Source organism: Corynebacterium mustelae (assembly GCF_001020985.1).
In the GTDB taxonomy this organism is placed as follows: Bacteria; Actinomycetota; Actinomycetes; order Mycobacteriales; family Mycobacteriaceae; genus Corynebacterium; species Corynebacterium mustelae.
On sequence record NZ_CP011542.1, the window covers coordinates 1,428,121 to 1,440,617 of the forward strand.

At 55.2% G+C, this 12,497-nt stretch carries 8 protein-coding genes; 6 read left to right on the forward strand and 2 right to left on the reverse strand.

Annotation, left to right across the window (positions count from 1 at the left end; genetic code table 11):
- The first annotated feature begins 196 nt into the window (after positions 1–196).
- Entirely contained in the window at positions 197–919 is a 723-nt protein-coding gene (locus CMUST_RS06630) for an SMI1/KNR4 family protein (RefSeq protein WP_047261855.1), read from the forward strand.
- Between the two features lie 25 nt (positions 920–944).
- A complete protein-coding gene (locus tag CMUST_RS06635; protein ID WP_047261856.1) occupies positions 945–3,797 on the forward strand; it encodes a hypothetical protein in 2,853 nt (950 codons plus the stop codon).
- A 125-nt stretch (positions 3,798–3,922) separates the two neighbouring features.
- Here CMUST_RS06635 and CMUST_RS06640 read toward each other — a convergent pair whose 3' ends face one another.
- On the reverse strand, positions 3,923–5,182 hold the full coding sequence (locus CMUST_RS06640) for an AAA family ATPase (RefSeq protein ID WP_047261857.1): 1,260 nt from the start codon (positions 5,180–5,182) through the stop codon (positions 3,923–3,925).
- A gap of 61 nt (positions 5,183–5,243) precedes the next feature.
- Positions 5,244–5,801 (reverse strand): hypothetical protein, encoded by a 558-nt coding sequence (locus CMUST_RS06645; RefSeq protein ID WP_047261858.1) that lies wholly within the window; start codon positions 5,799–5,801, stop codon positions 5,244–5,246.
- A gap of 427 nt (positions 5,802–6,228) precedes the next feature.
- Between CMUST_RS06645 and CMUST_RS06650 the strand changes: the two genes are divergently transcribed.
- From CMUST_RS06650 to CMUST_RS06665, 4 genes are all read left to right on the forward strand, one after another.
- Positions 6,229–7,005, forward strand: coding sequence for an SMI1/KNR4 family protein (locus tag CMUST_RS06650; RefSeq protein ID WP_047261859.1), 777 nt, complete (start codon positions 6,229–6,231; stop codon positions 7,003–7,005).
- 83 nt (positions 7,006–7,088) lie between these two features.
- A complete protein-coding gene (locus CMUST_RS06655) occupies positions 7,089–8,108 on the forward strand; it encodes a hypothetical protein (protein WP_047261860.1) in 1,020 nt (339 codons plus the stop codon).
- Positions 8,101–9,147 (forward strand): hypothetical protein, encoded by a 1,047-nt coding sequence (locus tag CMUST_RS06660; protein WP_047261861.1) that lies wholly within the window; start codon positions 8,101–8,103, stop codon positions 9,145–9,147. Before CMUST_RS06655 ends, CMUST_RS06660 begins: the two co-directional genes overlap by 8 nt.
- Positions 9,148–9,176: 29 nt before the next feature.
- Positions 9,177–12,479 (forward strand): DUF7824 domain-containing protein, encoded by a 3,303-nt coding sequence (locus tag CMUST_RS06665; RefSeq protein WP_047261862.1) that lies wholly within the window; start codon positions 9,177–9,179, stop codon positions 12,477–12,479.
- The last annotated feature ends 18 nt before the right edge of the window (positions 12,480–12,497 follow it).

A 12,497-nucleotide genomic window follows, 5' to 3' on the forward strand; every position in this document is an offset into this window, starting at 1 on the left:
GGTGGATTCGTTAGTGGCTAAGTAGTTCGTTAACTCTTGTGCTAGGGGGTGGCTGCGGCAGTAGTCATTTTCAGGAAGTTGCATGAAAATCCTCGTGTGAGGGGAAGGAGAAAGAATAGAATCTTCAGACTGGGTCGTCTTTATTTCCCATAGCTAACAGGCATCGGGGGCGGCGTTTTGTGAGAAAGGATTTTTGATGGAGAACCGTATCGCACAGGCGGAAGCTACTTTAGGGTGCCTGTTGCCCGCAGACTACCGGGAGTTTCTCCTCAACCCGGCCAATGCTGACCATGAGATCACCCAGTATTTTTGTAACTTGGATGAAGTCATTGAGTGGACTCAAGATTTTCCGTTCACTTCCGACCAGCCGGTTCGCCAGGAGCCAGAACCGATGCGGAATCTTCAAGGTGAGATGGGCCCTGGCGACGTCGAAAAGCTTTACGACGCTCTCGTTGCCTACACCACCGAACACTACGAAAAACCCGCACACCACGGTGTGGTTCTTCTGGATGGAAGCGTGCTCGGCCCGCATACCGTCCTCGTGCTGCGTGGTCGTGCCCACGGGGAAGTATGGAACTGCGAAATCGACTACGAGTGGGTAACCATCGAACCGCGACTACACCCCATCACACACCAACCCCTCGACTTTGCGCACTGGCTTAAGCTTCAACAAGACCCCTACCGGTTGACGGCGCTGCCGAAGAAGCAGGTAACAGAGCTGAGCTACCCCAAAACTAGCACTGAGGGGAAGACCGCCATGCGGTACCACCTGCACCGAGGCGAGCTGAAAGGAATAGGCGAGGCTGAAATCGCAGTGCTGAAGAAAATCGCCGAAATCCCCGAAAACGCGCAATTCCTCGACCCCTACACAGGCACATGGCAACCACTGCGCGAGGGATACCCAGTGGCGTGGTCGTGAAAAGACGAGAAAGAATTAACACAAGGTGAACAACCACTCCCCACTGACGAAGAAAATCTGGCGCGCCTTGAAGGAAGCCGACAGTGAACAAGCCCAGCTAGAGCTCATCGCCAGCTACCCACAAGCCGCAGACATAGCCGCCGCCTACGTGGCTAGGTGTACCAGTAATGAAAAGTGGAGCGGCCAGCACACCTACACCCCAGGTGGGCGGCTATCGGTGGTGCTGGTGCACAAATACGCACTCCCCACCCCTAAAAAACGCCAGTACCTGCACAATTGGGCCATCTTTATCAAAAGCGCCCTTGAAGAGAACTACCCCGACCGCGATGTCTTCCTCCAGCGGTTCCCCGAGCACCTTCACCACGCGTTTTCTTTAGGGTTGCCCGCTTTCGGCCCCATCGGTGCCGCGGTGATCGCTGCCTTGGAGAAGAACGTCCTTAGCCGCGAGAAGGCACTTGAGTACTTGTGGCAGGACCTTGCCAGACCCATAAGGCCCAAAGACCGCAACCAGTGGGCCCACATTCTTCAGTCATGTATCCATCCCACGCACGAGGAAATGCTGGCGCACCTTGGGATTATCCGGCAACTGGTGGGAACCGGCGAATCAGCAATGCTGGAACTGTTTATCCCACCGCTTCTGACACACCTAAGCCCTGAAGAAGCCGGTGACCTTGCCCTCGCAGGCCTGTACGCCAACACGAAAAAAGCCAGGCAAGCCGTACTCGACGCCCTCGCCGATGCCCCCAGCGTGGTAGGTGGCGCCGTCGACAAGCTTCAAGAGCGCATCGCCGAACTCACACACGCACCCAACCCCACCACGGCGACCTGGAACAAACCCCCACCCCTATGGCAAATACAGCCCCTGACGTGGAAAGAACCCACCGCAGACACCCTACTCGCAGCACTACGCGATGGGGAGGCTGAGCAGGCGCGGGCATACGCGGTACAGCTTGCCTACACAGACTGTGAAGCCGCACGCCGGGTGCTGCGCGGGTCGGGGTTGTGGGAAAAATGGGCGAAAAACCCAAGGATTTCGTGGGCTACACCTGGGAAATGGCACACCATCAACTCGCTTTGTGACGACGCCCTCGAAGCACACCTAGGGAAGATCCCCACGATGCTGTCTGCGCCCTCGTTTCCCGATCTGCGGATCACGATCGACGATCTGCTCACGCGACTTGGCCGTTACGAGGAAGCTGAATGCGACGTACTCGCACCCGACCTACTGCTTGCACTGTGCCGACTCGATGTTCGGGGCGTATCAAGCGCGGATCTGCTAGAAAGCCCCGTCATGGTGACAGACCGCGCCAAGAACCGGTGGCCCGCAATCGAAACCACCACGGCCTACGTGGACGATCCGTTCGTGGAACCGGAACTCACACTGGGGCGAGAGAGATGGAAACCCGAATCGGTGCAGCTTCCTAAGTCGCTTGCGGCACGCTTTACATTAAGCCCCAGTGTGCTGGGCGACTCGCTCACCCCGTTTACGTTCCCGCACTTCGGCGACGCCTGTTGCACGCAATTATGTTACTCCGGTTTCGTGGACCCCAACCCCGTACCCGTTGCGGAGCAGCTTGCCCACCGCGCCGAACCACTGGGGGTCGGGGCACTGATGAACATGGTGGGGATTCAACGCGCGCTCAAACCAGCACTGAACGAGCGGCTGATGCAGGCGATTAGCCAAGCGTGGGAGCGCGGACTTGTGCGCCCCGAACGGGTCGACGTGGCGTACCTCGACTGGAAGCCCCATGGGTGGGCGCAGATTCCGGCGCTGGTCACGGCGATGCGGGAGCTTGTCGACGCCGGAATGCTGTCGCTGTGCTGGCCCATCTGGGACGGAATACTTACGTCCATGGCGAAGGAGAAGCGGCTACCCGCCGGTGCCACGAACGTGGTGGCGGCCATGACCGACTACCTGCCTGCGGTGATCGCTGCACACCCAGACGCAGCACACCAGATCCCAGGGGTCCAGGCCATGGCTGCGCGTGGCGGAAAGTCCCAAGCCGTCGTGGGTGCGGTGAGCCTAGCTGCGGCGCTGGGTGTTAAGGCTGCACCGGAACCGGTGAAAGAAAAACATGTGGAACTTCCCGTCCAACGCCCAACCGAGGCGGAACTAAACAAACTGTGGCCGAAGACAATCACAACTTTGGCCGAATACCCAGACGGCGCCCACTACCGCCTCGAACTGGTTCCCACCACAACCACACAGAACCGGTTGGACACAATCATCACATTCCCACACGATGAATCCAAGTACCGGTTTAACCCAGACTCCAACCTTATTGTTGCCATGTGCTCGTGGGGGTACGCGCCCACCGCGACGGAAACCCACTTCCTGTTCGTCGAAGGTGAGAAAGCGTGCCTAGCCGACACACCCCGACCGTGGAAACAGTGGAAAGCAGACGGCAGGGAAGGGCCACTCCACCTGCCTTTTACAAACTCCATGGTGGCGCTGCTGCTTGTGTGCGCCACTGGGGATTTCGCTCGTAGCTATGCCCAAGACCAGCTCATTCATGTGGCATCCCAGAGGCGGATAAGCCCTAAGGCCGTGGCAACAGTCATGGCCGAGGTTGTGGCGCTGCCAGAGTTCAATCCTGGAAAACTCGTCCCCGCGATCACCGACACAACCGTGGCGTGCCTGTGGCCGATCCTCACCGAGTCACTTAACCACGCCGCCCTAGAAAAACCACCACGGTGGTTGGGCAGAATAGTAGGTGCTGTGGCCGAACACCTTGGCCTGCTGGTGGCGGCCACTCACACTGGCCGTATCCCTGCGGCCGCGTGGGCGGGGCTCCATGCACTTGCCGCGCAGACTAAGAAAACTGCCGCCGTGAAGAAAGCACAACACATCGCGCCTAACCTGCGCGTCGATCAGTAGAGGGAGCACACTATGGGTAGGGCGAAACGGCAATTATGGTGTGAGGATTTCTGGGGGCACATGGATTCATACCACCGGTTCATTAGAAAAACGATCTCTTTATGTTTCCAATTAGAATAGATTTCCTAGTTTGCTTGAGATCCTTTCCCTATGAATGGTTGGATGCTTTGCAGAATTGTAACTAAGTCGGCGGCGTTAGTTGGATCGCTCTTCGATTCTTTTTTGGTGAGTTGGGGCTGGCCAAATGCTCTTTCGATGAATTTGACTTTGGCATCATCTGCCAACTTTTTGTCACCAAGACCTGCGAGAAATGGGTTGATAGCACGCAATTCGAGTTCAATGCGCTTTGAACTTTCCGATTGTGCAAAGAACTGCCGCGCAAAAGCGAAACTAACAGTTGAACCAGCAGAGATTAAGAAAGTCAGTGTTAGCTTTAACGCAGTCCATTGCCAAGATGTAGGAGTGTGCGGAGAAAGCCCTGCCATAGTTTGAAAAAGCACACATACTGCCACCAAAATACCTGCCAGGCCAATACAAGCAGATAAAACCCCTGATACCCAATCGCGTAGAGCATAACTGTTGTAGTCCTTGGCAAGTATTCCCTCAACAGCTTTGCCAGAGACTTCTTCAACCTCGTCTCTAAGGACTTTCATCGCATCGAGAGTTTCTTCCCCCTCCTTTTGTTGACCACGAATTACATCAAGCTCTTTCTCAACTGCGTTTCCAAAATGTTCACCTCGTTTATCAAGCCATTCTTGCCACAATCCCTGGCGTCTTTCTTGCGCCTCCGAAAAGGTTTCGTTGTGTTTGGTTGATAATTCAGAAATTATGTTTTCTTGGTCCTCAATACCATCGTCCACCGCTTCAAGCTGGGCTTCAAGATCACGAATTTTTTCCTGGAGCTCCTCTAAACTCGCAGAGTGACTAGCATTGAGATCGGCAATTTCCTGATTCTTGGTGTGGATTTCTTTTTCTAAAAATTCCATCCGTTTTTGCAACATGTCAGCCAGATTCTCAAAACTGGTTACTGCTGCTTGTACTGCCCCGCCTTTTAGAGCGAAGGTCGTTGGCCACTTTGCATGCCGCTCAATAATGACATTTACATAGTTTTGGACTGAATCAATGTAGTTTGAGCCCTGATTGCTTAGGTCTAGGTAATGAATTAAATTACTCCAAGCATCAAGCATCTCCGATAGTAGCGAAGGCGAGTAGAGCGCAGAGGAGTTTCTCTTGTGACGCAACACCGCTTCAGCTATCGAGGGGACTTGACTAAACACAACATCCTGCTGTTTCTTATCAAGCGGTCGGCTAAATTCCTCTACAATTTTCTTTGCTTCTTCAAGCTTTTTCCAAAGCTCATGTGACTTGAACTCGTCTGCAATCATGATACGGAAGGCCTTTCTTCATTGATCTCTTTAGCAACTACATTGACGACTCACCTCAGTGTTAGCTCGGTGTTCGGTATTCCGCCATATTTTTTGAAGGATCAAAGGGGGCATATACAAATTTGGGATAATAGCTGCTCCCTTCAAACCAGCTCATACCAATTCCGTCAGTCTCCCAGAGCCAATCTGGATTATTGAAATGCAGCTGATCGCCAGCTAACCAAGCATCTTGATAGAAAAACCCTTCACCCCAGATAGAAGCACATTCTGTATATGGAATTGAGGCTAAGGTTACCTGCTTAAGATCTTTACCAGAGATATTCCTGAGCTCGACACAGTACGAATCGTTAATGGTTATCTCAACAGGTTTTGTTGGATCAGCAAGATATCGTGAGAACCTGCTGTTACGAACATCGAAAATACGTCGTCGCTGTTCGTTGTGTTCGATTACAATGCGTAATTCTTCTTCGCGGCGATGGCTCTCGTCCAGTTTGTGCTTTAGCTCGGCGATCGCGGCTGCGTTAGCCTTAGCCGATTTGCGGTGGTAGAGGTGTGTTAGCATCCAAGAAAGGAATCCTCCGGCGCCTGTACCTATCGCAAGGGATAACCATTCATTCATCAAAAATCTGCTTCCATATTTAATAGTGGCTTCTGTTTGGATTTATATTCTCGCATTGCTGCGGGCATTAACACCTTGACAATTCACAAAATCAGCGCGGTTGAGTGCAGTTTGAAATCTTCGTTCTTCAGATTTCTATTCTCGCTGTTCAATCGGGCAAAATGGTTTGCTTCAAATCTGTTATGTTCAAAATTGTAAGTCCGCTACGACCAAAATTGTAAATAGGGAAGCTAAGCACCGTCACGCTAAGTTGCTGTGAATAGCATTGGGACCTTTCCCGTAGGGAACCATGGTTAACTGTGGGCACTGTAGTTATTCTGAACTTTAAGTAATGCGGCAAATATTCTTCAGGTGATACCCCAATGAGACACAGCGGTACGAAAAAACACCACCACGAAACAACGAACACACGTAGGAGGCTGAACTTTTGAAGGGGACAGGTGTCGGCGTCGACAAGCTCACAAGTGCAGAAGAAACCCTCACAGTACCGCTGCCTGACGAGTACCGTGAATTCTTGATCACCCCAGAAAATGCTGGCAGCGAAATCGTGGCACGGTTTCACGCGCCGGGCAATGTCGATTGGTCGCAGGACTTTCCCTTCACAGCAGAGACACCCGTATACTGTGACCCGCTCACGGACAATCCTGCGGCGTGGGAGGATAACACGCTTGCGGAAGAAGCGACGAAACCGCTGTATGGGCAGCTCATGCGGGGGATCGTCTTTCTTGCCGAGGAAGGCTATGGCCAGTGGAGTGTGCTGGTGTTGCGCGGTGCGGCGCGGGGACAAGTGTGGGCGTTGTGTCCCGAATGGTGGACGGGAATGGAAGCGTACCCGCGGCGTCACCCACTCACCGGCGAAATTTTGGGGTTCGCGCAGTGGCTCACGTTGCAACAAACGCCGCTGAAGTTCCTCCACCTCACCAAGAGGGAGCGGCAGGGTTTATTGTGTCGCAATGAGCAGTTTTCTTCATTGTGGATCAAAGCGGCACGTCAGCTCATTGCCAGTGGGGAGGTGACGGGGATGACCGCGGAGGAGGTTTCGGGGATTCGCCGCAAAGCGGATGTGCCCGAGGCCGCGCTGTTTCGCGACCCGCGGTCAGGGGACTGGTTTCCGTTGGCACAGGCGACGGTGGTGGAATGGAGTAAGGGGAACAAAGTTTTGCCTGTATGGAATGTTCCAGATGAAGAGGAATCTGAAAACTAGCCAAGAATCACTGCAAAATGTCCTGCTCGACGCGTCTTTTTTCTACACTGTGAGAGATAAATGAGTCGAAGAAAAGAATGGCGATGGATCTCACTTTGCTTTCGGAACCGAACTACAGTTCTCTCCCTAATGATGGGCGGCGGCAGGCGCTAACGGCGATTGCCGAAAAATACGGCGCCACAATCAGCGAGTTTATCCGCTTTGAGCGCTTCGGGCGACACCTTGACACTGCCATCTTCATCGTGGGCGACAGCGAGTTCGTGTTCGTGCCCGGTGCCGAGGTGAACTTGGGTTGGGACGGGTTTGTTACTCCACCAAGCATGGACATGTGGGTGGAGCTGGCCGAGTGGTTCACGTGCGAAGAACCACCCGAAGAAGGCGACTTAGAAGTGAGGAAACGGGCTCAGGAGGAAGCATTCCAACAGGACACAATCGATATTTTTCGGGAGCAAACCACACCTAAGGGAACCTTTACTATTGGCCCTATGTTGGTGGAACGCCGCGTGATTCAGCCCTGCTGGAGGGATATTCCCGCTGAGGACGTGGAAGTGCGTGCCGATGTTCAGGAATTGATCCGTAAAGCCATTGACCACCACGTGGATGTGTACACCCTGCGCAATCGGTTGGAGGTTTCGCAGTCCAACAATACTGCGCATTGGCGGGCGCGAGAGTGGGAAGACCTCACATTTGACCAGCTGAAACAACAAGTAGAGGCGGCGGGATTCTCACTGCCGACGATGCGCGAGTGGGAATATTTGGCGGGCGGTGGCTGTGAAACCCTCGCGGTGTGGGGTGACAGTCTTGAGCACAATTCTTTTCGCACCGCAACGCCTGGGTTCACAAACGATGTCCAGGCGTGGGAGCACCCTAACTTTTTCGGCCTGACCATTGCCTTTGATCCATTCAAGCGTGAGATCGTTACCACCGACGATGGTTTTATGTTCAAGGGCGGGGACGGTGGCTGCAACAGCCACGGTGGTGCCGGTTTTTCGTGGGCAGTAGCGTTCCCAACGTCCCCTTATTTTGAAGAAACCGAAATGTTGAGGGATGGCCCCAGCGATCGCTTCGACTTCTACCGAAGGGTTATCAGAATTGATGGATAAAACAAAGCTCTCTAAGCCCACCTACGCCGCGCTTTCCCGCGATGAGCAGGTGAAACTCCTGCGCCAGATCGCCGAGCACACGGGGACTACGCTCATTGAAACCCAAGAGTTTTCCCGTTTTGGACGTTCAACATTCACGGGCATTTTCCGCCATCCCAGAAGCCTAGACAGCGAGTTCGTGTTCGTGCCCGGTGCCGAGGTGAACTTGGGTTGGGATGGATTCACCGAGGAACCGCGGGAGGAAATGTGGCTGGACTTTGCACGAGACAATGGCGCGGGAACAGATGAAGAAATTCGCGCCGCTGCTGCTAGCCCTGAATTTCGCACAAAGATAACCGAGTTACTTCGTACTCACACCACGGCTATGGAACACTGCACGATTGCGCCGATGCTGGTTGAACGCGCCGCACGTGTTCCGTGTTGGCGGGAAGCAACTGCCAAAGAGGTGGCGAATGACCCTGAAATTCAAGAATTGATTGCCGAAGCCGAGAAAATGGGGGTGGTGAGTAGCGAGCTCGACGAGACTGTGTTAATCACCCGTGATGATAAATCGGCGCCGTGGCGAATAGAGCTTTTTGTGGAACTTTATTACGACGAACTTCAAGAAGCGGCAGAAAGCGACGGGTTTTCCCTGCTCACCTTGCGTGAGTGGGAGTACCTTGCCGGTGGTGGGTGCCGGACCCTTGCGCCGTGGAGTGAAAGTCTTGATTTTGAATCCATCACAGGAATCAGACCGGATGGGGAAAATTACCCTTCGAGTGCTTTTCTCTCGACGGTGGAGGAGACACTGATCAAACCGAATTTCTTTGGCCTAGAAATCGCCTATAACCCTTACCGCTACGAGCTTGTGAGTGATGGGATTGATGTGGCACGAAAAGGTGGCGATGGCGGAACCGGTTACTGTGGTGATGCGGGTGTGGCCTGGTCGTTCTTCCCAGTCACGCCTTATTTTGTGGATTACACTCATGAAAAAGGTTCGGAGGAGAACAATTTTGTGACCTCTTACGACACCTACCGCCGAATCCTCAGACTTGCCTAATCCCACAACGACAGAAAGAATACCCACCAATGACCGCAACAGCGAACCTCGTTGCCGCACTCGACATTTACAAGGGACTCGGCTGGGCCACGATCACTAAACCGCAGGATATTCTCACCCTGCCGACCCCTACCGATGAGCAGAAAAATACTGCCCAACTGGGCATTAAAGCCTTGGGTACCCTCGACTGGGATTCCCACGAGTGGGAAGAAAACTGTGGCCATCAACCGCGATACCTTGGGATTTTCGCCATCGTCATGGGTGTAGATGCGACAACCGCGGCACGGATGACTAAGGACCAGCACCCGAAAGTCGTCGCAGAATGCGTTGCGCGCCGGGGCGAGCGGTACGTGCGGGACTACGTGGTGGCGGCGTCGACAAGCGTACGGCCGCTGGCGGATACACTCCTTGACACCAGCTGCGTGGCTGCGGTCCGCCTTGTTGCGGGCGTGGGTGGGGTACACATTGCTGTGCCGGAAAGCCTCGACTACCTGCATTATTGGGGCGGGGTACTCGCAATCCAGGCGGGGGCGACTGCCGTAAGGGAGATACTGAGTAAGGAATATCCGGGCTGCTTTCCCACACGTGAGCAACTTTTGGCGCGTTACGAGGAGCACTATTCGGTGGCAGAGTCGATGCAGGCGGAGCTGCACGCAACCGTGGGGCGGGGGCTGGTCGCCGGTGTGAAAGCTGGGGCGGGCAACCGCGATGATCTGCTTGCGTGGATCGCCCGCGATCTGGAAAAATGCTCAAAACCGAAGCAGCGCCGACGCCTACTGCAAATGCTCACCGAGGATCTTGAACTTAGCGACGCCGACATCACCCGTAACCTAGGTGTGCTGGCAAGCCAGATCGCGGCGAGCCACGCCGACTGCGTGAAGGCGTATGGCCTGCGGCTTCTCGCGCTTATGCCGGAGCCTGAGCTTGCCAATACCGCACTCGGCGCCCTGTATGTGCCCACACTAGCGGGGCTGAAGTCGGTGCTCACCACGCTGAGCAAGCGCAACGATCTCACGGAGCAGACGAAGCAGCACCTGTTAGCGCGACTAGAAGAACTTTATACCCACGACGATCCGAAGGCAGCGGCACTTGCGGGGAAACTGCTCGCAGCGTGGGGTAAAACCCCTGCACAGCGGGTAGAAACGGCGCCTGCGCCAGTGGGGAATTGGTGGCAGCCCACGCCAAGCTTTACCCAGCCGGGGCGCTTCGAGGTGGGCGAAGTGACCGTGGCCAACCTTGCGGCGGCGTTTGCGCAGGCCAACTACGGTTTTAACCCGGAATCTAACCACCATATCGAGCGGTTTTGGGCGCTTGCGACCCAGCTTGCCTTTCATGACCGTGACCAGGCGGTGCGAGCGGTGCAGGACGCAACAATGAACTGGGGAAACGGCATGTTGGGGCTTGTGTTTGATGAGCCCAACGGGGGCTGGTTCGAAGACTATGAGCAGTCGTCGCTGTTCTATGCCCGTGAGGTGCGACTGGTCCAGAATTTCGGTGAGATCCCCTGCCTGCTGTCTACCCCAAGCACCATGGATTTCGGCATCGATTTTGCTGACCTCATTGCACGTCTTGAGGCGTACCGCGCAGCAAACGCGAGCGTGAGCGAGGCGGACTTGCAGATCGCACTCATGCGGCTGAAAACTTCCGAGCTGGATTGGTCAGCGGCGGCGGATCAGGCACGCACCTTCGACCTTCAGTTTATTGAAACCTCACAGCCGGTCACCGTGACTGTGGGCGAGGTGATCGCCGACTATATTTTCGACCAGATCGACGATCCCGGCCTTGTAGCTGACCCAGAGGTGGGGGAGTTTGTCGCCCAACCTGTCGCAATTCCGCACTGCTTGAGTGTGTTCCCGGACCGTCTCAATGCGCCGCGTGGCGGGGTTGATCCTACGCTGTTCCCCACCTGGGCGGATACCCCGCACCTGGGTTTGCGGGCGACAAAGAAGAGTAGCTGGTTGCGGTGCGCCGCGCACGCTGAGACCGTTGCCCAGGCTGAGCATGTGCTTTCCCCAGGTGTAGCCATGAATCTGCTGGGTGCGCTGCGGATCAGTGACCCTGAAATCTTCGCCCGCGTGCATGATGCCGTCACGCTAGCTTTTCGACGCGGAATCCTACTCCCCGGCACCGCTAACGTTGAGTTTTTAGACTGGCGCACACACGCCACCAGTTTCACTGGGTTAGCGCAACCACTCAAGGAGCTGGCCGGTGACGGTTTGCTTTCGGTGGTGTGGCCGATTTTTGACGATGTGTGCCGCATAGCCGCCGCCCGTTCCGCCACTACCCCAGGTGCGGTGGAAGCAGTGCAGGCCATGGCTGATCTTGCACCCCATGTGTGCGCCGCCGTGAAAGAAGGCGTAGCGCCGAAAGAGGCACTTGATGTGCCTGGCCTTCGGGCGTGTGCGGCAAAGACGGGCAAGTCAAAGCTGGTCACGGCGGCGCAGAAAGCGATGGGCACCTTGGGTGTGGATGCGCCGAAGCAGGAAACTGGTGCCGGGAAGAAGGTGGAAACTCTCAGCGAGGAGGAGTTCGCAGCCCGGTGGGGTGAAACCTTCGCCCCCGCACGCATTCATGACTCGCAGGTAAACGTGGAGGTTGGTTTCGGCAAGTCTGATTCTTCTGGGGAAGACCTGTGGGTTGTGCTCAAACTCGGCGAGGACGAAAAATCCCAGTACGTGGTGAACGCCCCATTGTGCGTGGAAACCTGGAACGAGGACGCCACCCTGGTGGTTACCCGCCGCTCACTGATAGATGATGAGGATGCGGAAGGCAGAACCGTTATCCTCGCGTGGCGCCGCGGTGCTTGGTTCGAAACTGATGATTGGGACATTCAAGCAAGCGACCCCATTAAGGATATTCCCGCGCTGATGGAAGTCTCCGTTGCGCTCGTGGCGTTTCTGGGAAGCTACGGGAAACCGTACCCCGTGTCCCTGGCGCAGCAGGTAGTGTTAGGGGCGATTAGCCACGGCAGACTACCTTCAGAGCATATCCGCCACGCGGCACGCATGCTTGCCGAGGTTGCAGAATGGAACCTCGCTAAAGCACTGAAAATTCTGGACAAGCACCCCACCGCCATTTCCGCCTTGTGGCCCCTTATAACAGAAAGCATTCGCCTAGCTGGCGAAAACAAGACAACAGGAAAGCTACCGAAGTGGCTCAACGGTGCACTGAAAGTAGTGGAACAACATCTCGACGTGTTGGTGGCTGCGACTGCCCGCGGGATCATCCCAGCAACGGAATGGGCAGGCCTCACAGTGATTGCTGAGGGGAATGCGACAGGGGCTACGCAGAAACGTGCGAAAGCACTTCAAGCAGCCTTTGCCGAACTATAAAAATTGTGGAAGGTTCTT